This window comes from Ancylobacter defluvii (assembly GCF_018390605.1).
Lineage (GTDB): Bacteria > Pseudomonadota > Alphaproteobacteria > Rhizobiales > Xanthobacteraceae > Ancylobacter > Ancylobacter defluvii.
Map to the genome: position 1 here is coordinate 47,060 of NZ_JAHBGD010000026.1, position 24,010 is coordinate 71,069.

General features: G+C 69.5%; 19 protein-coding genes. 9 read left to right on the top strand and 10 right to left on the bottom strand.

Annotation, left to right across the window (positions count from 1 at the left end):
• The first annotated feature begins 19 nt into the window (after positions 1–19).
• From KHC24_RS21105 to KHC24_RS21135, 7 genes are all read left to right on the top strand, one after another.
• A complete protein-coding gene (locus KHC24_RS21105; RefSeq protein ID WP_213365396.1) occupies positions 20–1,195 on the top strand; it encodes an ABC transporter ATP-binding protein in 1,176 nt (391 codons plus the stop codon).
• 10 nt (positions 1,196–1,205) lie between these two features.
• Positions 1,206–2,111: an ABC transporter permease gene (locus KHC24_RS21110; protein WP_213365397.1), complete on the top strand. Its 906-nt coding sequence runs from the start codon at positions 1,206–1,208 to the stop codon at positions 2,109–2,111.
• Positions 2,112–2,930: an ABC transporter permease subunit gene (locus KHC24_RS21115; RefSeq protein WP_213365398.1), complete on the top strand. Its 819-nt coding sequence runs from the start codon at positions 2,112–2,114 to the stop codon at positions 2,928–2,930.
• 82 nt (positions 2,931–3,012) lie between these two features.
• Entirely contained in the window at positions 3,013–3,651 is a 639-nt protein-coding gene (locus tag KHC24_RS21120) for a dual specificity protein phosphatase family protein (protein ID WP_246547384.1), read from the top strand.
• A 137-nt stretch (positions 3,652–3,788) separates the two neighbouring features.
• A complete protein-coding gene (gene mutL / locus KHC24_RS21125) occupies positions 3,789–5,711 on the top strand; it encodes a DNA mismatch repair endonuclease MutL (RefSeq protein ID WP_213365399.1) in 1,923 nt (640 codons plus the stop codon).
• Between the two features lie 6 nt (positions 5,712–5,717).
• Entirely contained in the window at positions 5,718–7,007 is a 1,290-nt protein-coding gene (locus tag KHC24_RS21130; protein WP_246547386.1) for an NAD(P)/FAD-dependent oxidoreductase, read from the top strand.
• 12 nt (positions 7,008–7,019) lie between these two features.
• On the top strand, positions 7,020–7,544 hold the full coding sequence (locus KHC24_RS21135; protein WP_373878561.1) for a DedA family protein: 525 nt from the start codon (positions 7,020–7,022) through the stop codon (positions 7,542–7,544).
• An 18-nt stretch (positions 7,545–7,562) separates the two neighbouring features.
• Here KHC24_RS21135 and KHC24_RS21140 read toward each other — a convergent pair whose 3' ends face one another.
• From KHC24_RS21140 to KHC24_RS21160, 5 genes are all read right to left on the bottom strand, one after another.
• Positions 7,563–8,072: a DUF2165 family protein gene (locus KHC24_RS21140; protein WP_213365403.1), complete on the bottom strand. Its 510-nt coding sequence runs from the start codon at positions 8,070–8,072 to the stop codon at positions 7,563–7,565.
• Positions 8,073–8,249: 177 nt separating this feature from the next.
• Positions 8,250–9,269, bottom strand: a complete 1,020-nt coding sequence (gene ilvC, locus KHC24_RS21145; protein WP_213365404.1) for a ketol-acid reductoisomerase — start codon at positions 9,267–9,269, stop codon at positions 8,250–8,252.
• A 14-nt stretch (positions 9,270–9,283) separates the two neighbouring features.
• Positions 9,284–9,946: a TetR/AcrR family transcriptional regulator C-terminal domain-containing protein gene (locus KHC24_RS21150; RefSeq protein ID WP_213365405.1), complete on the bottom strand. Its 663-nt coding sequence runs from the start codon at positions 9,944–9,946 to the stop codon at positions 9,284–9,286.
• Positions 9,947–10,107: 161 nt separating this feature from the next.
• The gene (ilvN, locus tag KHC24_RS21155) at positions 10,108–10,626 is read right to left on the bottom strand and encodes an acetolactate synthase small subunit (RefSeq protein WP_213365406.1); all 519 of its coding nucleotides are present in this window, start codon (positions 10,624–10,626) and stop codon (positions 10,108–10,110) included.
• Between the two features lie 253 nt (positions 10,627–10,879).
• Positions 10,880–12,640, bottom strand: coding sequence for an acetolactate synthase 3 large subunit (locus KHC24_RS21160; RefSeq protein WP_213365408.1), 1,761 nt, complete (start codon positions 12,638–12,640; stop codon positions 10,880–10,882).
• A 336-nt stretch (positions 12,641–12,976) separates the two neighbouring features.
• Here KHC24_RS21160 and dapB point away from each other — a divergent pair, with 336 nt between their 5' ends.
• Together dapB and KHC24_RS21170 are read left to right on the top strand one after the other, a co-directional pair.
• Positions 12,977–13,792 (top strand): 4-hydroxy-tetrahydrodipicolinate reductase, encoded by an 816-nt coding sequence (gene dapB, locus KHC24_RS21165; RefSeq protein ID WP_213365410.1) that lies wholly within the window; start codon positions 12,977–12,979, stop codon positions 13,790–13,792.
• A gap of 69 nt (positions 13,793–13,861) precedes the next feature.
• A complete protein-coding gene (locus KHC24_RS21170) occupies positions 13,862–14,485 on the top strand; it encodes a 2,3-bisphosphoglycerate-dependent phosphoglycerate mutase (protein ID WP_213365412.1) in 624 nt (207 codons plus the stop codon).
• Between the two features lie 167 nt (positions 14,486–14,652).
• Here KHC24_RS21170 and trxA read toward each other — a convergent pair whose 3' ends face one another.
• The 5 genes from trxA to tsaE all read right to left on the bottom strand — a co-directional run bounded on the left by trxA (position 14,653) and on the right by tsaE (position 23,978).
• Complete coding sequence (gene trxA, locus KHC24_RS21175) at positions 14,653–14,973, bottom strand: thioredoxin (RefSeq protein ID WP_213365415.1); 321 nt, start codon at positions 14,971–14,973, stop codon at positions 14,653–14,655.
• Positions 14,974–15,057: 84 nt separating this feature from the next.
• Positions 15,058–18,453 carry a double-strand break repair helicase AddA gene (gene addA, locus KHC24_RS21180; protein ID WP_213365418.1) on the bottom strand — a complete coding sequence of 1,132 codons (3,396 nt, stop codon included), beginning with the start codon at positions 18,451–18,453 and terminating at the stop codon, positions 15,058–15,060.
• A complete protein-coding gene (gene addB / locus KHC24_RS21185; protein ID WP_246547388.1) occupies positions 18,450–21,566 on the bottom strand; it encodes a double-strand break repair protein AddB in 3,117 nt (1,038 codons plus the stop codon). The genes addA and addB overlap by 4 nt, the downstream gene beginning before the upstream one ends.
• A gap of 46 nt (positions 21,567–21,612) precedes the next feature.
• Complete coding sequence (locus KHC24_RS21190) at positions 21,613–22,332, bottom strand: nucleotidyltransferase family protein (protein ID WP_213365421.1); 720 nt, start codon at positions 22,330–22,332, stop codon at positions 21,613–21,615.
• On the bottom strand, positions 22,329–23,978 hold the full coding sequence (gene tsaE / locus KHC24_RS21195) for a tRNA (adenosine(37)-N6)-threonylcarbamoyltransferase complex ATPase subunit type 1 TsaE (RefSeq protein ID WP_373878562.1): 1,650 nt from the start codon (positions 23,976–23,978) through the stop codon (positions 22,329–22,331). Before tsaE ends, KHC24_RS21190 begins: the two co-directional genes overlap by 4 nt.
• Between the last annotated feature and the right edge of the window lie 32 nt (positions 23,979–24,010).

The window sequence follows — 24,010 nt, forward strand, 5'->3', positions numbered from 1 at the left end:
GGGCATGACGGGGTAGCAGATGAGCACGGGCGTCACCGAGAAGACGCAGACCACCATTGGCGGCATCCGTCGCAAATTCGCTCCCTGGACCGACCCCGCCGCCGTACCGCTCATCCGCTACGAGAACGTTTCCAAGCGCTTCGGCGAGTTCGTCGCCGTCGACAATCTGTCCCTCGACATTTACGAGCGCGAGTTCTTCGCGCTGCTCGGCCCGTCCGGCTGCGGCAAGACCACGCTGATGCGCATGCTCGCCGGCTTCGAGGATCCGACCGAAGGGCGCATCACCCTTGCCGGGCAGGACCTGGTCGGCATGCCGCCCTACAAGCGGCAGACCAACATGATGTTCCAGTCCTATGCGCTGTTCCCGCATATGAGCGTGTGGGAAAACATCGCCTTCGGCCTGAAGCAGGACCGCATGGAGAAGGGCGCCATCGACGCCCGCGTCGACGAGATGCTGAAGCTCGTCAAGCTGGAGAAATTCGCCAAGCGCAAGCCGCACCAGCTCTCCGGCGGCCAGCGCCAGCGCGTGGCGCTGGCCCGCTCGCTCGCCAAGGCGCCCAAGGTGCTGCTGCTCGACGAGCCGCTCGGCGCGCTCGACAAGAAGCTGCGCGAGGAAACCCAGTTCGAGCTCATGGACCTGCAGATGAAGCTCGGCATGACCTTCCTGATCGTGACCCACGACCAGGAGGAGGCGATGACGGTGGCCGACCGCATCGCGGTGATGAACCACGGCAAGCTGGTGCAGGTGGCGCCGCCGGCGGTGATCTACGAGCAGCCCAATTCGCGCTACGTGGCGGACTTCGTCGGCGACGTGAACATCCTCGAGGCCAAGATCGAGGCGGTCGCGCCCGGCAATGTGAGCCTCTACACCAGCGTCGGCGGCGGCGCCAAGCTCTCCATCGCCCAGAATGTCGAGGCGAAGGTCGGCGACAGCGCCTTCGTCGCCATCCGCCCGGAAAAGGTGCGCGTCGACCTTGAGCCGCCGGCCTGGCAGGAAGCCAACTGCCTGCGCGGCGAAGTCTGGGACATCGGCTATCTCGGCGACCTCTCGATCTACCATGTCGAGCTGGAAGGCGGGGTGCGCATCAAGGCCGCCAAGCCCAACCTGACCCGCATGGTGGAACGCCCCATCACCTGGGAGGACAAGGTGTGGGTCTCCTGGTTGCCGGATTCCGGCGTCGTGCTGACGAGCTGAGGAGGCGGACATGGCCGCGAAAGCCCCAGGACGCTGGATGGTCGTCGCCGTCCCCTATCTCTGGCTGCTGGTTCTCTTCCTCGTCCCGTTCCTGATCGTCTTCAAGATCAGCCTGTCGCAGGACGCCATCGCCCAGCCGCCCTATGAGCCGGTGTTCGACCTCGCCGCCGGCTGGGATGCCTTCAAGGAGGCGTTCAGCCAGCTCAGCTTCGAAAATTACTCCTATGTGCTGTCCTGGGACAACGAGTTCATCGAGGCCTATGGCTCCAGCCTCTGGATCGCCGGCATCTCGACGCTGCTGCTGCTGATCGTCGGCTACCCGATCGCCTATGGCATGGCGCGGGCGCCGAAATCGATCCGCCCGACGCTGCTGATGCTGGTGATCCTGCCGTTCTGGACCTCGTTCCTGATCCGCGTCTATGCCTGGATCGGCATCCTGTCGCCGGAGGGACTGCTCAACCAGCTGCTGTTCGCGCTGGGGCTGATCGACGAGCCGCTGCAGATCCTCGCCACCGATACCGCGGTCTATATCGGCATCGTCTATTCCTACCTGCCCTTCATGATCCTGCCGCTCTATTCGGCGCTGGAGAAGATGGACGAGACGCTGCTGGAAGCCGCCGCCGACCTCGGCTGCCCGCCGATCGCCGCCTTCTGGAAGATCACCTGGCCGCTGTCGCTGCCCGGCGTGCTCGCCGGTTGCCTGCTGTGCTTCATCCCGGCGGTGGGCGAGTTCGTCATCCCCGACCTGCTCGGGGGCTCCGACACGCTGATGATCGGCAAGGTGCTGTGGACCGAGTTCTCGGTGAACCGCTCCTGGACCGTCTCCTCGGCGGTGGCGGTGCTGCTGCTGCTGGTGCTGGTGGTGCCGATCGTCTTCTACCAGAACGTCCAGGCCAAAGAGATGGAGGGCCGCTAGATGCGCAAGGGGCTCTCCTGGTTCAACACCACCTCGATCGTGCTCGGCTTCACCTTCCTCTATCTGCCGATCGTGCTGCTGGTGATCTATTCCTTCAATGCCTCGCGGCTGGTCACCGTGTGGGCGGGCTTCTCGGTCGAGTGGTACTGGAAGCTGTTCCAGAACCAGCAGCTGCTCGATGCCGCCTGGGTGACGCTGCGGGTCGCCTTCCTCTCGGCAAGCGTCGCCACCGTGCTCGGCACCCTGGCGGCGATCGCGCTGACCCGCTACGGCCGCTTCGGCGGCCGCATGCTGTTCTCCGGCATGGTCTACGCCCCCCTCGTGATGCCGGAGGTGATCACCGGCCTGTCGCTGCTGCTGCTGTTCGTGGCGGTGAACTTCGACCGCGGCTTCTGGACCATCACGCTGGCCCACATCACCTTCACCATGTGCTTCGTCTCGGTGGTGGTGCAGTCGCGCCTCGTCACCTTCGACCGGTCGCTGGAGGAGGCGGCGCTCGATCTCGGCTGCCGGCCGATGAAGACCTTCTTCGTGGTGACGCTGCCGATCATCCTGCCGGCGGTAGTCTCCGGCTGGATGCTGGCCTTCACCCTGTCGCTCGACGACCTCGTCATCGCCAGCTTCACCACCGGCCCCGGCGCCACCACCCTGCCGATGCGCATCTACAGCCAGGTCCGCCTCGGGGTGACGCCGGAGATCAACGCCGCCTGCACCATCCTCATCGCCATCGTCACCGTGGTGGTGGTGGTGGCCTCGATCATCACCAAGCGGCAGGAAGTCGAGCGGCAGAAGGCGGAACGGCTGGCGGCGGCGGGCTGAATTCCGACACGATTGCGCGGAAGGAATGGTCGCCATTGCGACCGTTCCTTGCCGTCGAGTTCCCACCACCCGAGCCTCCACCATGAGCCAGACCGACCTCCTGAATGCCGCCGGCGAGAGCGCGGCGGACGGCACGGCCGTACCCCGCCGCGCGAGCCGCCCGCGCCGCGTGCTGCGTCGCTCCGTCCAGACCCTGGGCGTGGTGGTGCTGCTGATCGGCGTCTATCTCGGCATCGAGCAGCTCATCGGCAATTTCCACGCCGTGGTGCCGGGCCAGCTCTACCGCTCCGCCCAGATCGACGCCAACCAGCTCGCCGGCGTCCAGAAGGACTACGGCATCAAGACGGTGATCAACCTGCGCGGCGAATCCAAGGCCGGCTGGTACCAGGACGAACTCGCCGAAAGCGCGCGGCTCGGCCTCACCCATATCGATTTCGGCCTCTCCGCCGGGCGCGAGCTGACGCAGAAGCAGGTGGAGCAGCTGATCGCCCTCATGCGCGAGGCGCCCAAGCCGATCCTCGTGCATTGCAAGGGCGGCGCCGACCGCTCCGGCATCGCCTCGGCGCTGTACATCGCCGCCATCTCCAAGGGCGGCGAGGAAGCGGCGGAATGGCAGCTGTCGCTGTTCTACGGCCACTTCCCCATCCCCTTCTTCCCGGCCTGGGCGATGGACGAAACCTTCGAGCGCATCGAGCCCTGGCTCGGCTTTCCCAATTCGTGAACCGCCGCCCACAGCCCGGTGGCGGCGGGCGGGGCGCGCGGGCCGGCGCGAGGGTGTAGGCTGAGGCGGCTCGAATCGGCCGTTCCGCCCCAACCAAGTCATCTGCAACCAAGTCGTCTCTTTAACCAAGTCGTCCCATGCCGCTGCGCCTGCTCCCCTCCACGCTGGTCGACCGCATCGCCGCCGGCGAGGTGGTGGAGCGTCCGGCCGCGGCGCTGAAGGAGATCGTCGAGAACGCCCTCGACGCCGGGGCGACGCGCATCGAAATCGTCATCGACGGCGGCGGGCGGCGGCTGATGCGGGTGACCGACGATGGCGGCGGCATGAGCGCGGCGGATCTGGCGCTGTGCGTCGAGCGCCACGCCACCTCCAAGCTCGACGCCGAGGACCTGATGTCCATCGCCACGCTCGGCTTTCGCGGCGAGGCGCTGCCCTCGATCGGCGCGGTGGCGCGGCTCGCCATCCTCTCGCGGCCGAAGACGGCGTCCGGCGCCCATGAGATCCGCGTCGAGGCCGGCGTGAAGAGCGAGGTGCGGCCGGCCGCGCTCGGCCCCGGCACGCGGGTGGAAGTGCGCGACCTGTTCTTCGCCACCCCGGCGCGGCTGAAATTCCTGAAATCCGAGCGCGCCGAGACCGCCGCCGCCATCGATGCAGTGCGGCGCCTCGCGCTGGCCCGCCCCGAGGTCGCCTTCACCGTGGTGGCGGACGAGCGCGCGCCGGTCACCTGGCCGGCGCGCAGCGCCGATGCGGCGGGCCGGCGGGCCCGCATCGCCGACGTGCTCGGCCATGAGGTGGCGAGGAACGCCCTCGACATCGAGGGAATGCGGGAGGGGGCGCGGCTGTTCGGCCTCGCCGGCCTGCCGACCTATTCCAAGGCCAACTCGCTGTCGCAATACCTGTTCGTCAATGGCCGCCCGGTGCGCGACAAGGTGCTGATCGGCGCCATCCGCGCCGCCTATTCCGACCTGCTGCCTTCCGACCGCCATCCGGTGACGGTGCTGTTCCTCGAGGTCGACCCGCAGGATGTCGACGTCAACGTCCACCCGGCCAAGATCGAGGTGCGCTTCCGCGACGCCGGCAACATCCGCGCTTTGATGGTGCGCACCCTCACCGAGGCGCTCACCGCCGGAGTGCCGCGTACCGCCACCACCGCCGCCGACCGGCTTGCCGAGCTGGTGCGGCCGGGAATGGAGCGCGCCGGAGCGGCGGCACCCTTCCGCGCGCCGATGGGCGGCCTCGACTGGCGGCAATCCGCGCCGCCCTCGGACTGGCGGCAATCCTGGGCACGGCCGGAAGGCTGGGAGGCGCCGGCGACGCCGGATGGCTTTGCCGCGGCGGACCAAGGGGACCCCTTCGCAGCGCCCCCGCGAGCAAGCGAATTTGGGCTAGGGCTAGGGCTAGGGCTAGGGCTTGGCCTCGATCTCGCTCCCGCCGCCGATGCCCGCGCCCATCAGGCTCCGGCGCAAGCCGACGCCATCGACCGCCCGCTCGGCGCCGCCCGTGCGCAGCTGCACGAGACCTATATCGTCGCGCAGACGCAGGACGGCGTGGTCATCGTCGACCAGCACGCCGCGCATGAGCGCATCGTTTACGAGAAGCTCAAGGCGGCGATCGAGCGCGACGGCCTCGCCCGGCAGATGCTGCTGGTGCCGCTGGTGATCGATCTCGACCCTTCCGAGGCGGTGCGGCTCGCCGAGCGCACCGAGGCGCTGGCGCGCTTCGGCCTGGTGGTCGAGCCGTTCGGGCCGGGGGCGCTGCTGGTGCGCGAAGTGCCGGCGCTGATCGGCGAGGCCGATGTTCCCGCCCTCATCCGCGAACTTGCCGAGCATGCGGCGGAGTGGGACGATGATCTGCCGCTGGAGCGGCGGCTGCTTCATGTCGCTGCCACCATGGCCTGCCATGGTTCGGTGCGCGCCGGCCGTCGGCTGCGGCCCGAGGAGATGAACGCCCTGCTGCGCGAGATGGAACGCACCCCCAATGCCGGCCAGTGCAATCACGGGCGGCCCACCTTCGTGACGCTGTCGCTGGCCGATGTCGAAAAACTGTTCGCGCGACGGTGATGGATCTTGAGTGACGCCCTGACCGAAAACGGTCATCCCAACAGCTGGTACGCCGCGACCGCGACGCCCTTCCCCGACTTTCCACCGCTCAAGGGCACGGTGCGCGCCGATGTCTGCGTGATCGGCGGCGGCTATACCGGCCTTTCCGCCGCGCTGCACCTCGCCGAAGCCGGGCTCGACGTGGTGGTGCTGGAAGCGGCAAAGATCGGCTCCGGCGCCTCCGGCCGCAATGGCGGCCAGATCCACACCGGCCAGCGCCGCGACCAGGATTGGCTGGAGGACAAGGTCGGGCTCGACATGGCGAAGGCGCTGTGGCGCCTCGCCGAGGACGCCAAGGCCGATCTCCATGCGCTGATCGCCCGCCACGCCATCGATTGCGCCCCGCGCCAGGGGCTGATCATGGCCGACCACAAGCCGGGCTATGTCGCGCATTCGCACGCCTATGCCCGTAAGCTCGCCGACGTCTACGGCTATCCGCATGTCGACCCGCTGTCGCGCGAGGAAGTGCGGGAACTGGTCGGCACCGACGCCTATTATGGCGGGGTGATCGACCGTGACGGCGGGCACCTGCACCCGCTCAACCTCGCCCTCGGCATCGCCCGGGCCGCGGTGACGGCCGGCGCCCGGCTCTACGAGCACTCGCGGGCCCGGCGGATCGAGGAAAACGGGCGGGTGAAGGTGGCGACGCGCGACGGCCTGGTCGAGGCGGAGTGGGTGCTCGAATGCGGCGACGGGCTGCAGGACGGGCTCGACGCCCGCGTCGACCGGCATGTGATGCCGATCGCCAACTACATCGCCGCCACCGAGCCGCTCGGCGCGCGGGCGAAGAGCGTGATCGCCAATGACGCGGCGGTGGCCGACAGCCGCTTCGTCATCAATTATTACCGCCTGAGCGAGGATGGGCGGCTGCTGTTCGGCGGCGGCGAGAGCTATACGCGCCGGCTGCGCGCCGATCCCGGCGCCTTCGTGCGGCCCTACATGCTGAAGATCTTCCCGCAGCTCGCCGATGTGCGCATCGACTATGGCTGGGGCGGCATTCTCGGCATCACCATGACCCGCATGCCCTTCGTGCGGCGGCTGGGGCCGAAGGTGCTGACCGCCGCCGGCTATTCCGGCCAGGGGGTGATGCTGGCGCCCTATTTCGGCAGGATCCTCGCCGAGGCGGTGGCCGGCCAGCTCGGACGCTTCGATTTGCTGGAAAAACTGCCGGTGCCCGCCTTTCCCGGCGGCCCGCTGATGCGCTGGCCGCTGCTGGCGGCGGGGCTGAGCTACTACGCCCTGCGCGACAGGCTGTGAGGATATCGGTTGCTGAATTTCGAAAGCTGGGCGCGCGACGCGCTCGCCTTTGTCGAGGCGCATGCGCATCTCGCGCCCTACATCGTCTTCGCCCTCGCCTTCGGTGAATCGCTGGCGGTGATCTCGCTGCTGGTACCGGCGACCTTCATCCTCATCGGGATCGGCGCCCTCATCGAGGCGGGCGGCATCGCGCTATTGCCGGTCTGGGCGGCAGCGGCGGCGGGGGCGGCGCTCGGCGACGCGGTGTCCTACTGGGTCGGCTCCCATTTGAAGGAGCATACCCGCCGGCTATGGCCGTTCACCCGGCACCCGCAAATGCTGGAGCGGGGCGAGCGCTTCTTCCACCGCTATGGCTCATGGAGCGTGTTCATCGGCCGCTTCTTCGGGCCGATCCGGGCGGTGATCCCGCTGGTGGCCGGCATGTTCGCCATGCCGCAGCTCATCTTCCAGATGGCCAACATCGCCTCGGCGATGCTGTGGGCCTTCGTGCTGCTGGCACCCGGCGCGGCGGTGATGAAGTTCTGGACGGGGGGGTGATGCCCCGCCCGGCGTTCCTCAGCGTGGGGAAGCGGCCCGCGGACCCGGCTCCGGCAGGCTGACGAAGATCACCACCGCCAGCATCGTCATGTAGAAGCGGAAAGCCGATTCCTGCCCGTTCCAGGTGCTGGACTGCCACATCTGGAAATACTCGCCGCCGACGACCATGAAGCCGAAGAACCACAGCGCGAAGCCGAGACCGACGCCGGCCACCACTCCGATCTTGGCGCGTGCAAAGCGATCCTCGTCGCGCAGGGCTAGCAGCATGCGGAGTGCCGCACTGCCCAGCACGACGCCAACGCCGGCCTCGGCGGCGATGATCGCGACATAGGCGGCGCGCCACAGTGCCGGATCGGTGACCGCGCGGCCAGTCAGCGGGTTGCCGGGAAAGGTGGTGTCCATGCTGAGGACGTGCTGGACGAAGGCGTAGTTCGCTCCCCAGTCCGCCACGTTGTTATAGGCGACCAGCAGCGCGAAGGCCGCCAGCGCCGCCACCATGAAGCTCTTGGTCAACCGAACAACGATCATGTGCCCCTCCGGCGGCGCCGACGGACGCGATGCCCGCAGGCATCGCCGATGAAGGCATGCCCATAGCATGACCGTCCCGTCATTCCAGCCGCAACCGCAGGGAGGAGGATCGGCCCGAAAAGCAAAGTGCCGCCGCCCGAGGGCGACGGCACCGAAGGATCGCGCGTGCGAAAAGGCTCAGTTCTTCGCCTTGTCGACCAGCTTGTTCTTGCCGATCCACGGCATCATGCCGCGCAGCTTCTCGCCGACCTGCTCGATCTGGTGGCTGTCGTTCATGCGGCGGATGCCCTTGAAGCGGGCGGCGCCGGCGCGATACTCCTGCATCCACTCCGAGGTGAACTTGCCGGTCTGGATGTCCTTCAGGACGCGCTTCATCTCCTCCTTGGTCTCGGCGGTGATGATGCGCGGGCCGGAGACGTACTCGCCCCATTCGGCGGTGTTGGAGATCGAGTAGTTCATGTTGGCGATGCCGCCCTCATAGATGAGGTCGACGATCAGCTTCACTTCGTGCAGGCACTCGAAATAGGCCATTTCCGGCGCGTAGCCGGCTTCCACCAGCGTCTCGAAGCCGGCACGGATCAGTTCGACGAGGCCGCCGCACAACACCACCTGCTCGCCGAACAGGTCGGTCTCGCACTCTTCCTTGAAGGTGGTCTCGATGATGCCGGAACGGCCGCCGCCGACGCCCGACGCATAGGACAGGCCGAGGTCGAGCGCATTGCCCGAGGCGTCCTGATGCACCGCCACGAGGCACGGCACGCCGCCGCCCTTCTCGTATTCGCCGCGCACGGTGTGGCCGGGCCCCTTGGGGGCGATCATCAGCACGTCGACGGTCGACTTGGGCTCGATCAGGCCGAAATGCACGTTGAGGCCGTGGGCGAAGGCGATCGCCGCGCCGTCGCGGATGTTCGGGGCGATCTCGTCGCGGTAGATGTCGGCCTGCAGCTCGTCCGGGGTGGCCATCATCATCAGGTCCGCCCACTTGGCGGCCTCGGCGACGGTCATCACCTTGAGGCCGTCGGCCTCGACCTTCTTGGCGGTCGCCGAGCCCGGCTTCAGGCCGACGGCGAGTTCCTTGGCGCCGGAATCCTTCAGGTTCAGCGCGTGGGCGCGGCCCTGCGAGCCATAGCCGATGATGGCGACCTTCTTGCCCTTGATCAGGTTGAGGTCGGCATCGCGATCGTAATAAACGCGCATGGGTGTCTCCTGTGTCACGCGTTGGTCTGGCTTCGGCCGGCGGCAGTGGCGGCCGTGCCGTAGAGGGTGAGGAACTGGTCGGTGGCGCGGGCGGCATCGCGCTCGATCTCCGGCGCGACGATGTCGAGGGCGTCGCCGAGCAGCAGGCGGATCTGCACGTCGCGACCGACAAGGCCGAGGAAGCTGCGAAAGGCGGTCTCGGTGTCGTCGAAGGCGATCAGCCCGGCCTCGCGCCCGGCATCGAGCACCGGCTTCAGCCGTTCGCCAATGGCGAAGCGGCCATTCGCCAGCATGATGGCGCCGAGATTGCCGCCTCGCGCGCTCGCCTGGGCGATGGCGAAACGGTTGAGCGCGATCGAGGTCGGGCTGGAGATAACCGACAGCCAGTTGGCGGCAAAGCGGATCAGGCTGTCGCGCAGGGCCAAGGCGTCGAGCTTCTGGCGGTCGTAATTGCCGGCCCGCACCCGGGAGGCCTGCCAGCGCACCGTGGCGGTGAGCAGCCCGTCACGGTCGCCGAACCACTTGTAGAGGCTCTCCTTGGAGCAGCTGGCCCGGCGGGCGACGGCGGTCATGGTAACGTCGCCGCCCTGCTCGACCATCAGCGCCAGCACCGCATCCAGCACCGCCTGCTGCCGGGCTGTCAGCTCGTCGCCGCTCTGGTCGGGGGGTGTCGCCATGGCTCTGGGAATGTCCGTACCGTACGTTACGGTTCTCCTACACGACACCCCATTCAACCGCAAGCGGTACCGAGGCGCAGCACGGGCCGGTGGTGCGGCCCGTTGGTGGTGCGGCCGCTGGAAAACGCCGGGCGCGATATAACGCCGCCCGGCGCTTAGTGTCACATGGCGTCCGGGCCGCGGCCGATTGCGGCGACGCCGGTGCGCGAAACCTCGACCAGGCCGAGCGGCTCAAGCAGCGAGACGAACTGGTCGATCTTCTCCGGCTTGCCGGTGATCTCGAACACGAAGCTCTCCAGCGTGGTGTCGACCGTCCGCGCCCGGAAGCTGTCGGCGATCAGCAGCGCTTCCTGGCGGATCTCGCCCTTGCCGCGCACCTTGATGAGGGCGAGCTCGCGCTCCACCGCCTTGCCGGTGACGGTGAGGTCGACGACGCGGTGCACCGGCACCAGCCGGTCGAGCTGGCTCTTGATCTGCTCGATGATCATCGGCGCGCCGGTGGTCACCACGGTGATGCGCGAGCGGCGGGAATCGTGGCTCACCTCGGAGACGGTGAGGCTGTCGATGTTGTAGCCGCGGCCGGAGAACAGGCCGACGATGCGGGCGAGAACGCCCGGCTCGTTATCGACCAGGAGCGAGAGCGTGTGACGTTCGGGAGCTTCGTGATTGACGGGGGGCATGGGGCGCTCGAAGGGCTGGGATGTGTGTCACGGCAAGCTCCCTCTCCCCGTCAAAGTCGGATGATTCCGACTTTGACCCCTATGGGAACCGAACCCGGCAACAGCCGGGGTCGGCGGGAGAGGGCTGAGGCGAGGGGTCTTCGATGGCTCCGCAAGCGTGCGCCCCATCACCCGGCCGCTACGCGGTCGACCTCTCCCCCACGGGGAGAGGTAAGATTAAGGAGCCGATTGCGCGACGGAGCGACCGTCGTCGTCACACCAGCATCTTGCCTTCCTCGGAAATCGCGTCGTCCAGCCCTTCGGGATGATCGGGCATGATCATCTCGTTATGCGGCTTGCCCGACGGGATCATCGGCAGCACGTTTTCCATCTTGTCGACGAGGCAGTCGAACAGCACCGGCCGGTCGACATTGATCATCTCCTGGATGGCACCGTCGAGGTCGCCCGGCCTTGAGCAGCGAATGCCGACGCCGCCATAGGCCTCGGCCAGCTTGACGAAATCGGGCAGCGATTCCGAGTAGCTGTGCGAATAGCGCCCGCCATGGAGCAGGTCCTGCCACTGGCGCACCATGCCCATATATTCGTTGTTCAGCACGAAGATCTTCACCGGCAGGTTGAACTGCAGCGCGGTGGAGAGCTCCTGCAGGCACATCTGGATCGAGGCCTCGCCGGCAATGTCGATGACGAGGCTGTTCGGATGCGCCACCTGCGCGCCGATGGCGGCGGGCAGGCCATAGCCCATGGTGCCGAGGCCGCCGGAGGTCATCCAGCGGTTCGGCTCCTCGAAGGGGAAGTGCTGGGCGGCCCACATCTGGTGCTGGCCGACCTCGGTGGTGATGTAGACGTCCTTATCCTTCACCGCCTCATAGAGCCGCTGGATGGCGAATTGCGGCTTGATGATCTGGTCGGAGTTCTGGAACGACAGCGACTTGCGGGCGCGCCAGCGGTCGATCTGTCCCCACCAGGAGGCGAGCGCGCGGCGGTCCGGCTCGGCCTTCATCGCCCGCCAGACGGTGAGCATGTCGTCGAGCACGTGCTTGACGTCGCCGATGATGGGTATGTCGACCTTGACGTTCTTGTTGATCGAGGACGGGTCGATGTCGATGTGGATCTTCTTCGAGCCCGGCGAGAAGGCGTCGAGGCGGCCGGTGATGCGGTCGTCGAAGCGCGCGCCGACGCAGACCATGACGTCGCAATCATGCATCGCCATGTTGGCCTCGTAGGTGCCGTGCATGCCGAGCATGCCGAGCCACTGCTTGTCCGAGGCCGGAAAAGCCCCCAGACCCATCAGCGTCGAGGTGACCGGATAGCCGGACAGGCGGGCGAACTCGCGCAGCAGGCGCGACGCCTCCGGCCCGGAATTGATCACGCCGCCGCCGGTATAGAACACCGGCCGCTTGGCCTTGGCCAGCAGCTCGACGGCGGCGCGGATGCGGTCACCATCGCCCTTCAGGCGCGGCTGGTAGGTCTTGTGCTGGATGTTCTCCGGGCCGACATAGATGCCCTTGGCGAACTGCACGTCCTTCGGGATGTCGACGACCACCGGGCCGGGACGGCCGTTCTGCGCGACATAGAACGCCTCGTGCAGCACGCGGGCGAGATCGTTGACGTCGCGGACCAGGTAGTTGTGCTTGGTGCACGGACGGGTGATGCCGACCGTGTCGCACTCCTGGAAGGCATCCGAGCCGATCAGATGCGTCGGCACCTGGCCGGTGATGCAGACCACCGGAATCGAATCCAGCAGCGCGTCGGTGAGCCCGGTCACCGCGTTCGTCGCACCGGGGCCGGAGGTGACGAGCACCACGCCGACCTTGCCGGAGGAGCGGGCATAGCCCTCCGCCATGTGGACCGCGCCCTGCTCGTGGCGGACCAGCACATGGCGGACCTGGTTCTGGTGGAACATGGCGTCGTAGATCGGCAGCACCGCGCCGCCGGGATAGCCGAACATGTGTTCGACGCCCTGATCGATCAGGGCCTGCATCACCATTTCGGCGCCGGTCATCTCGCGCATCATGGTCGTCACCTCGTTGCTGCGTCTTGCTTTGCGTCTGGTTTTGCCCGGTCCCACCCCGGAAAATCAAAAGGCCCCGTCAGGGGCCTGTTTACGCGCGTCACCGTTGGGCGAAGGTGCCGTCAGGCTCCCTTCGCGGCGACGCGCCGTCCTACGATAAGGATAATATTGTTGCGCATGCCGGCGCCACTCCTTCGTAAAGTTGCGCGACCTCTACAGCCGTGCAGCGTCCGCGTCAAGCGACAACGCCATTTGGCGCAGAATGACGTGCGAACAAGCACTTTTCGTGGCGATGTCCGGCAGCTATACCGCAGGGCACAATGTGAAGGAGTGGCTCATATGTCGCAGATGCGGCTGGTCATCGTCGGCGCCGGCGGGCGCATGGGCCGCGCGCTGATCAAGGCGGTGAGCGAGGCTCCCGATCTGGTGCTCGCCGGGGCGATCGAGCCGCCGGGCAGCGACAATCTCGGCCGCGACGCCGGTGAGCTCGCCGGCCTGGGCAAGCTCGGCATCGAAGTGACTGACGACGCGCTGGAACTGTTCGCCAGGGCGGAAGGGGTGATCGATTTCACCGTGCCGGCGGCCAGCGTCGCCTTCGCGGCACTGGCGGCGCAGGCCCGCATCGTCCATGTCATCGGCACCACCGGCTGCTCGGCGCAGGACGAGGCAAAGATCGAGGCCGCCGCCCGGCACGCCACCATCGTCAAGTCCGGCAATATGAGCCTCGGCGTCAATCTGCTGGCGGCGCTGGTCAAGCGCACCGCGCGCACGTTGAACGAGGATTTCGACATCGAGATCGTCGAAATGCACCACAACCGCAAGATCGACGCCCCCTCCGGCACCGCCTTGCTGCTCGGCAACGCCGCCGCCGAAGGGCGGGGCGTCGCGCTCGAGACCGAGGGCGTGTTCACGCGTCACGGCCACACCGGCGCACGCCGGGCCGGCGACATCGGCTTCGCGACGCTGCGCGGCGGCACCGTGGTCGGCGATCACAATGTCATCTTCGCCGGGCCGGGCGAGCGCATCGAGCTCGCCCACAAGGCGGAGGATCGCATGATCTTCGCCCGCGGCGCGCTGACGGCAGCGCGCTGGGCCCGCGGTCGCAAGCCCGGCCTCTATTCCATGCGCGACGTACTCGACCTCACGGATTTCTAGGACATTCCACCCGCCGCACCGCCGCGGGATCAGCCCGCTCAAGCCGTCCCCCACCCGGAGAAACGCCCGATGTCCGAACGCCTTCTCGTGCTTGTCCGCCACGGCCAGAGCGAATGGAACCTGAAGAACCTGTTCACCGGCTGGCGCGACCCGGACCTCACGCCCCTCGGCGTCGAGGAGGCGAAGCAGGCCGGGCAGCGGCTGAAGACGGAAGGCTACCAGTTCGACATCGCCTTCACCTCCGTGCTCTCGCGCGCGCAGAAGACTCTCGACCTCGCTTTGGCCGAGCTCGGGCAGACAGATCTGCCGATCACCCGCGACATCGCGCTGAACGAGCGCGACTATGGCGACCTCTCGGGCCTCAACAAGGACGATGCCCGCGCCAAATGGGGCGAGGAGCAGGTGCATGTCTGGCGCCGTTCCTATGACGTGCCGCCGCCGGGCGGCGAGAGCCTGAAGGACACCGTGGCGCGCACCCTGCCCTATTACGTGACGCAGATCCTGCCCAAGGTGCTGCAGGGCAACCGGGTGCTGGTGGCCGCCCACGGCAATTCGCTGCGGGCGCTGATCATGGTGCTCGAGAACCATACGCCGGAGAGCATCATGAAGCGCGAGCTCGCCACCGGCGCCCCGGTGATCTATCGGCTGAAGGCGGATTCGACCGTCGAGAGCAAGATCGACCTCGCCGGCTGAACACCCGGCCTCCGCTGGAGAAACGAGCCGGACGGGTCGCCCCGTCCGGCTTTTTGCTGTCGGGCGCTCGCCGGCGCGACGCTCGCCGGCACCCGGAGGCACCCCAAAAGAAAACCCCGGAGCGGCGGGCCGCTCCGGGGCGTGTTCGGCGGGAAATACCGGCGCGATCAGATCGCGCTGTTGATCCACTGCACCAGCTTCGCCTTGGGGGCGGCGCCGACCTGGCGGGCGGCGAGCTGGCCGTCCTTGAACAGCAGCAGCGTCGGGATCGACATGATGCCGTATTTGGACGCGACGGCCGGGTTCTCGTCGACGTTGAGCTTCACGATCTTCAGCTTGCCGCCCATCTCGCCGGCGACCTCGTCGAGCACCGGGGCGACCATGCGGCAGGGACCGCACCACTCGGCCCAGAAATCGACCAGAACCGGCTCGGAGGACTTGATCACGTCGGACTCAAAGGACTGGTCCGACACTTTTTCGACGCCCATGGCGCTACCTTTCGCGAATCCCCGGGAGGGGGAATGAAGTTGAAGCAAAGGTAGGTACCGCCCCCCACCCGCGTCAAGGCGCCGTCACTCCGACGTGACGTCCTCCCGCCGCGTCCACAGCCGCTCTCCGGCCAGCGTCAGCACGCGCGGAGCGGCGGTGTAGACGATCAGCGGCTCGATCCGGCGGCCGGGATAGAGCCGCGCCAGCAGCCGGGCATAAAGCGCGATCTGCTCCACATGCGCGCGCGGGGCCGCCGCGAGGTTCGCCGGCACCCGGCGGTCGGTCTTGAAATCGGCGACGATCACCCGTTCCGGCAGCACCACCAGCCGGTCGATGCGCCCGCTCACCAGCGTGCCGTCGGCGAGGGCGCCGGCAATGTCCACCTCGGCGCGCCCCTCCGGCGCGAACAGCGCCGCCAGTTCCGGCAAGACCAGCGTCGCCAGCGCCTCGTCGAGTAGGGCGTCGCCGTCGGTCGCGCCGGCGAGAGCCAGCACGCGCCCGCCGGCGGCCCGGCGCTGCACCTCCGGCAATGCTGCCAGCGCAGCGAACAGCCGGTGCAGCAGCGCGCCGCGTCTGACGGTCTCCGCCTGTTCGGGCGTGGCGATGGGGGAGGAGTGCGACGCTCGCATCCGGGCACGCGCCTCTCCCAAAGCCGGCGGCAACGCCAGGCGGCGGGCGAGCGCGGCGTCCACCATCGCATCGCCCGGCGGCGCCACGGCAACCCGCGCCGCCGCCCGCTCCGGCTCCGGCGTCGCGCGCCAGCGCAGCACCGTGCCCGGGAAGCCGACCGCCGGCACCGGGGTGGCCTGCGCCTCCAGCGCCGAGCGCACCACGTCGTACCAGCAATCGGCCGGACGCCGGCGCTTGCCATCGGCACCGCACAGCACCAGCGCGCATTCGGCGCGGGTGAGCGCGACATAGAGCAGCCGCCGGTACTCGTCCATCAGCGCCGCCTCGGCCCCAAGCCGCAACAGGCCCATGGCCGGCGTGTCCTCCGCCTTGCGCGGCGCCGCCAGGAAGGCGCGGCCGCCATCCGCCCGCCGGCCGACCAGCAGGCCGCCGCGCGTGCCCTTTTGCGGCCCGGAAGTGGTATCGGCGAGCAGGACATAGGGCGCCTCCAGCCCCTTGGCGCCATGCACGGTCATGACGCGGACCTGATCGCGGCCGGCCTCCATGTCGCGCTTGGCCTGCGCCTGCCCGCCGCGCAGAAAGGCGAGGAAGCCGGCGAGCGAAGGCGCCTCGGTGCTTTCATAGGCGCGGGCGATGGCCAGCATCTCGTCAAGCGCATCCGCCGCCTCCGGCCCGAGCCGCGCCAGCATCAGCGCCCGGCCGCGCTCGCGCCCGAGCACACGGGCATAGAAGTCGAACGGGCGCAGGCTCGCCGCCTCCGGGCGCAACCGATCCAGCCGCTCCACCGCCGCCCGCCAGTGCGGCCGCTCGCCGGCGCGGCGGATGAGCTCGTCGATCAGCCGCGCCTCGCGTTTCGGCAGCAGCGCGATGAGGTCGTCGTCGTCGAAGCCGAACAGCGGGCTCTTCAGCGCGCTCGCCAGCGACAATTCGTCGTCCGGCGACAGCAGCGCCTCGCCGAGCGCGGCGAGGTCCATCACCGCGATATGCTCGGCGACGACCAGCCGGTCGGCACCCGCCACGGCGACACCGACCTGCTTCAGCGCCCGGATCACCGCCTCGAACAGGGCGCTGCGCCGGCGCACCAGCACCAGGAAATCGCCGGCGCGGGCGGCACGGGGCCCGCCGCGATCCTCCACCGGCGCGCCAGCATCGATCAGCGCCTTGATGTGGCTGGCGATCTTGTCGGCAAGCCGGCTCACCGGATCGTCATGGCGCGGCGCGTCGAGCGGGCGCTGCCAGGCATCCGGCTCCACCTGCTCGATGGGGATCTCCGGCTCCCAGATCTCGACGCGGGCCGGCAGCTGCGCGTGGATCGGCATATGCACGGTGCGCTCGGCACTGGCGGTGAGGCCGCGATAGGCCTCCTCGCGCGAGAACACCTCGTCCACCGCCGCGAGAATGCCGGGCGCCGAGCGGAAGGAATGCTGCAGCTTCACATGCGCGAAGGCCTCTTCCGGCGCGTGGCGGGCGAACTCGGCGCGCATGGCATCGAAACGGCTGGGATCGGCGCCCTGGAAGGAGAAGATCGACTGCTTCTCGTCGCCGACCACGAAAAGGGTGCGGGGCGCCCCGGCGGCCTCCTCGCGCGCGCCTTCGCCGGCGAAGAACTCCATCACCAGCGGCTGGATCACCTCCCATTGCTCGGGGCTGGTATCCTGCGCCTCGTCGAGCAGCACGTGATCGATGCCGCGATCGAGCTTGTAGTGCACCCAGGCCGAGGCGCCGGAGCCGAGCAGCCGCCGCGCCGAGGTGACCAGATCGGCAAAATCGAGCATGCCGCGTGCGGCCTTTTCCGCCTCATAGAGCCGGCGCGCGGCGTGGCCGAGCTCCAGCGCCGCGAGGCTCTTCTCCACCACGCGGGCGGCGGCGAGGCGCGGGCCGAGCGCGGCAAGGCGGTCGCGTTCGGCGGCGAGCGCCGGGAAGGCGGCGCGCACCTCGCCGGAGCCGAGGAACTTGTCGGCATAGGCGCCGCCATCCGCCTTCAGGAACACGCCGGCATAGGCCTCCGCGACCTCGTCCTCCGCCGCCTGTGCGGCGGCGAGGAGATCCGCTCCCCGCCGCGCGGCATTGCCGCCCGCAGCGATGAGCGCCTCGCCCATGCCCTGCCATGCCCCGCGCGGGATCAGCGCGTCCTCGACGATGCGGCGGGCAATGGCGGCGCTGGGCTCCACCGGATCGAGCCCGGCCAGGCGGGCGAGGTCGGCCTCGCCGGCGTCGAGCGCGTCCGGCGCATCGAGCAGGGCGGCGAGCAATTCGTCGAGGCCGCTATCGGCCACCTCGCCGATGATCAGCGCGAAGGCGCGGCCGAGCGGCGTGTCCGGCGCGCCGGCCGCCTGCTGCACGATGCGCGCGCGCACCAGAGCGAGCAGCTCCAGCCGCTGTGCGTCCTCCAGTGAGCGGAAGCCGGCCGGCACGCCGGCCTCGAAGGGAAAGGCGCGCAGGAGGTGCCCGCAAAAGGCGTGGATGGTCTGGATCTTCAGCCCGCCCGGCGTCTCCAGCGCCAGCGCGAACAGCGAGCGGGCGCGGGCGCGCAGGGACACGGAAGCGCCGGGATCGATGGCGCTGATCGCCTTGTCGAGGTCGGCGTCGCTCATCACCGCCCAGTCGCGCAGGATCGCCAGCACGCGGTTGGCCATGTTGGCGGCGGCGGCCTTGGTATAGGTGAGGCACAGGATGCGTCCGGGCGGCACGCCGCGCAGCAGCAGGCGTATCACCCGCCGCGCCAGCACATGCGTCTTGCCGGCGCCGGCATTGGCCGACACCCATACCGAAAGGCCGGGATCGGAGGCCTGCGTCTGTAGCGCCGTGGCGGCGCCGAGCGCGGCGGAGGAGACGGGCGCCTCGCTCATTCGCCGGCCTCCTCCTCGCCGACCGACCATTCGCGCACCCGCGCCAGATGGTCATAGCTCCCCGAACGGCCGCGAAACTGCGTGCGGCGCAGGGCAATATAGGGCTGGGCCGGATTCTCGAAGGCCTGCACCAGCGTCGTCACCCGTTCCAGCGCGTCCTGGGCGAGGCCCTGCGCCGTCATCTCCCTGTCGACGGCGGAAATCTCCTTCAGCGCGGCGGTGCCGAGCTTCACATAGACGAGTTCCATCGCCTCCTCGCCCGGCACGCCCTCGAAGCCGCCACGGGCGGCGATGGCAGCCTCCAGCGGCAGCTGCGGCGAATAATTGGCGCGGGTCTGCTTGGCGGTGGGAACGGCGCCGGTCTTGAAATCGAGGATGGCGAGGCCGCCGCCGCTGCGTTGCTCGATGCGGTCGGCATAGGCGTTGAGCCGGAACGGCCCGCGCGTGCCGGCAATGACGACGTGCCCGCCGGCCTCGGCGATGACGCGATCGATGTGGGACCGGCGGCCGCGCTCCCAGGCGAGATAGAACGGCATCAGCTTCTCGAAGCGCGCCCACCACAGCGCATGCTCGGCGGGAAAGGCGACAAGCGGCGCGAAGGCCGCCCGGCCGAACGCCGCGAGCCGGATCGCCGCATCGGCCGGCAGCGCCTGCGGATACGCCTTGGCGAACTCGCCCAGCGCCTCATGGATGGCGGTGCCGCGCTCGCCGGCGCCGGGCGGGGCATCGAGCGGATCCAGCGGGCGCAGGCCCAGCACATGCCGGGCATAGATGGCGTAGGGATCGCGCAGGAAGGTCTCGATCTCGGTGACGCTGAGCCGGGTCGGGCGCAACGCGGCCGGCGGCGTCGGCGCCGGTCGGCGGATGCGCTCCTTCGCCGGCTCGACATCGAGCGCGGCGGCGACGCGGCGCCAGCGCTCGCCACGCGCCCGCACCTCGTCCCAGGCCCTCCGCCCGCTCACCGCCGCCAGCCGCTGCAGGAAGCGCGACGGCACGGTGGGCGCGCCGCCGAGCTTGCGCGGATAGGTGAGGATGAGCTCCGGCGCGCCGCAGGCCTGCGCGAAATCATGCGCGGCAAGGCCGATGCGTCGCTCCGGTACGTCGAGGCCGAGCCCGGCGCGCATCGGCCGGCTCAGCCAGGGATCCGGCCGTACCGCCGAGGGCCAGACATCCTCGACCAGGCTGGCCAGCACCACCCGGTCGACATCCACCAGGCGGGCTTCCAGCGGGCCGTAGATGCGCAGCCGCGCCCCGGCATCGAGCGGCGGACGCACCGGGGTGTCGGCGAGGAGATGCGGCAGCGCCGCGGCATAGTCCGCCAGGCTCATCGCCGGGGCGAGCGGCGCACCATCCATCAGCGCGTCGAAGGCGGTCGCCAGCGCCGCCAGGTCCGGCGTTGCCTCCGCCGATGCGTCGTCGTCGCCGGCCAGCGCCGCGGCCACCGCGGTGCGATGGGCGCCGACGAGATCGGCGAAGGCATGCAGTCCCGGCCCGAGCCCGGCGAGCGGCGCGAGCGCCGCTGTGAGGCGTTGGCCGAGATCGGCCGCGCGTGCGCGCTGGTCGCCATCGACATCGCGCCGCGGATCGTCGCGGTGCCAGTCCTCCGGTCGGAAGGCGGCAATGGCGGCGACGAGCCCCTCGGCGCCCGGCGCCGGCCGTGGGCCGCGCAGCACCATCAGTTCCAGCGCATCGGTCGCCTGCCCAAGCGCCGCGCGCCCGAGCCCGAAGCGTGCCGCGCTGTGGCGAAGCAGCGCCGCGAGCGGCAGCGGCGCCAGACGTTCGGCCGCCACATCGGCGACGAGCCGGGCGAAGCGGCCGGCGCCGCTTTCCGACAAGGGCTCGCCGGCGGAATCGTCGATGGCAACGCCGAAGCGCAGCAGCTCGGCGGCGACGCGGCGGGCGAGGTCGCGATCCGGGGTGATCAGCGCCGCGCTGCGGCCCTCCTCCTCCAGCGCCGCGCGCAGCACCAGGGCGATGGCGAGCGCCTCCTCGCGCGCATCGTCGGCCTCGATCAGCGTGACCTCGGCGAGCGCCGTCGCGCGGGCCGCCTCCGGCAGACGGTCGGCGAGGTTTGCCCAGCCCTGCGTTGCCTCGGCCGGCAGCAGCGCCTCGGACAGCAGCGGATCGCGACGATGTCCGGCAGGCTCGGCAAGCGCGACCACCTCGGCACGCCGCAGATGCATGCCGTCGAGCAGACGTGCCAGCCCGTATTGCGGGTGGCTCGGCGCCGGGTCCGGTGCCTGCGTGAGCGAGCGCCAGTCGGCTTCCGACATGTGCGCGTCGAGGCCGGGCAGCACCAGCGCCCCGTGCGGCAGACGCGCAACCGCGTCGAGCAGCCGGGCAGTCGCCGGCATCGAGCCGGTGGAGCCGGCGGCGATCACCGGCGGCGCGGCGGCGCCGAGCGCCGCCAGCCGGGCCGCCTCGGCATCGATCAGCCGGTCGCGGCGCACCGCGCCATCCACCTCCTCGCCCCGCAGCGCCGGCCACGCCTCGCGGGCGATCTTGAGGAAATCGAGCGCCATATCCCAATATTGGTCGTGCTCGCCGGGGACCAGATCGTCGAGCCGCGACCACGGCACCTGCTGCGCCGCCATCTCGTCGATCAGCCCCGCCAGCGCGTCGGCCAGCGCGAGGCTGGCACCCGGCCCCGCCGCCACCGCGCTGCGCCCGTCCTCGTCGCTCAGTGCCGCCCGCCATTTGCCGACCAGGCTGGCCAGCGCCAGCCGCCTTGTGGTCGGCGCGACGGCTTTCGGCGGGCCGGCGCTCTCCTCGGCGAAGATCAGCGCATCCTCGTCGACGTCGCCGACCGGGACGATCCTCGGCAACAGCGTGGTGCCGCCCATGCGCCGGCGCAGTTCCTCGGCGAACAGGCGGCCGGCGCGGCGGGTCGGCAGGTAGATGGTGGCGGAAGCCAGCGCCAGCGGATCGCCCAGCGGCGCGAAGCCGGGCACCAGCACGCCGCCCAGCAGCGCCTCGGCCAGCACCGGCAGGAACGGCGCCGAGGCGGGAATGGTGAAGACACGGGCGGGCTGGCGCACCATCGGCCGCGCCGCTTCCGCGAAATCGAACGCTGTCTGCGACGCGGGCATGTCCCGGCCTGTCGAATCGTGCATCCGCCGATCTTAGAGGATGACGGCGGGAAAGGCGTCGTCGCCGGCCTTATTCGGTCGACAGGCTGACGGCGAGCTCGGCCTCGCCGATCGCCTCCGGCGTGCCGACATGCATCCACACGCCTTCCAGCCGCAGCCCGAACAGCCGGCCGGCCTCGGCGGCGCGGGCGAACAGCCTCACCAGCGAGAACGGCCCCTCCGGCGTCCGCTCGAACAGCGACGGCGAAAGCACCGCCGCCCCGGCATAGACGAAGGGCGCCACCAGCCCTTCCCCGCGCAGTGTCAGCCGGCCGTCGCCATCCATGACGAAGTCGCCACGCCCGTCATAGCCGACCGAGCCGGTCGCGGCGGCGAGCAGCAGGATCGCATCCATCTTCTCGGGATCGAACGCCTCCATGAGGCTCGGCAGGTTGGGGCGGATGCCCTCGATCCAGATGGTGTCGGAATTGATCGAGACGAACGGCGCGTCGCCCAGCAGCGGCAGCGCTTTCCTTATGCCGCCGCCGGTGTCGAGCAGAAGGTCGCGCTCATCGGAGAGCACGAGGCGCGGGCGGGTGCGGCCGGCGAGATGCGCCTCCAGCCGGTCGGCGAAATAATGGAGATTGACCACCGCCGTCTCGATGCCGGCATCGGCGAGCCGATCCAGCACATGGTCGATCAGCGGCTTGCCGGCGACCTCCACCATCGGCTTGGGTCGATCGTCGGTCAGCGGGCGCATGCGGGTGCCGAGGCCGGCGGCGAGCACCATGGCGTTGCGGATCGGGCTCATATCGTCTGCGGCTGCTCGGGAGGTTGGTCGGCGGGCGGGTCGGAGGGCAGGCCAGACGCGGGCAGGGTCGGCACTGGCAGGTCCGGGGCGGGAACGTGGCGGTCGAACCAGGCTTTCAGCGGTGCGAGGTCGGTGAAGGCCAGACCGCGCTGAAGGTAGTTCCATATCCGCGGGATATGGCGAAGGTATTGCGGCTTGCCGTCGCGCTTGTCGAGCCGGGCGAAGATGCCGAGAATCTTGGTCGCCCGCTGCGTGCCCATCACCGCATAGGAGGCGGCAAAGCCGCGGACGTCGAAATCATCTTCCACCCGCCGGTCGCGTATGTAACGGCCGAGCAGGCGCAGCTCCAGCTCCTCGGACACGTCGATGCGCGCATCCTGCGCCAGCGAGACAAGGTCATAGGCCGGCGGGCCCATCACCGCGTCCTGGAAATCGATGATCCCGACCCGGGCGAGGCCCTGGCGCTCCGGCAGCCAGATGAGGTTCGGCGAATGATAATCGCGCAGCACCCAGGTCGGCTTCTGCGCCAGCGAACCGGCGAGCGCCGCCGTCCACAGGCCGCGAAACTCGGCGCGCAATGCGTCGCTCACCTTGGCGCCGCCGCGGTGGGGGATGTACCAGTCGAGCAGCAGTTCGACCTCGATCAGCAGCGCCGGCAGGTCGTAAGCCGGCAATACATGATCGTGATCCGGCGAGACGGTGAGCGTGGAGGGAAGCTCCATGCCGTGCAGCGCGGCGAGCACGTCGATTGCCGCCTCGTAGCGCTCGGGCACCGGCGCCGGCGGCGTATCGGGGCTGCCGCTCGCCACCACGCCCTCATCGCCGAGATCCTCGATGACCAGCAGGCCGCTGGCGAGATCGGCGGCATAGATGGTCGGCGCCGAGAAGCCGCGGGCCGCGAGGCCGCGCGCCATGGCAACGAAGGGCTTCACGTCCTCGGCGAGGTGGGCGATGGCGCTGTAGGGCTTGCCGTCCTGCACCGGCGGCCCGTCCGGGCGCCGCGGCGCGTTCATGAGGATGGCGTTGCGGGTCTTGCCGACCAGCCGCTCATAAGCGCGGGTGGAGGCATCGCCCTGCAGGTGCCGGCGGCGGGCGGGACCGAAGCCGGCAAGATCGATCAGCGAGCGGATCGCCTTCATGCGGCGCAGCGCATCGGCGACCCGGCCATAGGCCATCAGCCGGACGCGGCGGGTGGTGTCGCTCGCCTCCGGCGTCATGGCGATGTGCACTTCCAGCCGGTTCGGCACCGCCAGCACCGCCGGCACCCGTTCCGGCCACTCGACCAGGGCGATCGCCCCGTCGGCGAGTTCGTCCCAGCCGATTTCCTCAAGCTCGGAGGGATCCCCCAGCCGGTAGAAATCGGCGTGCACCACCCGGTGGCGCGGCAAATCGTAGGTCTGGACCAGATTGAAGGTCGGGCTCGGCACCTCGAGAGCGAGATCGTCGGCCAGCGCGCGGATCAGCGCCCGCGCCAGCGTCGATTTGCCGGCGCCGAGATCGCCGTCGAGCGCGACGAGATCGCCCGGCGCCAACGCAAAGGCGAGGTCCATGGCGAGACGGGCGGTGGCATGCTCGTCCGGCAGCACCACGCTCCAATGCACCGGCGTACCGGCGGCTTGCGTGCCCATGGCCTGTCCCCCGGACATTTGCCCCACCCCGATCTGCACCTCCTTCATCA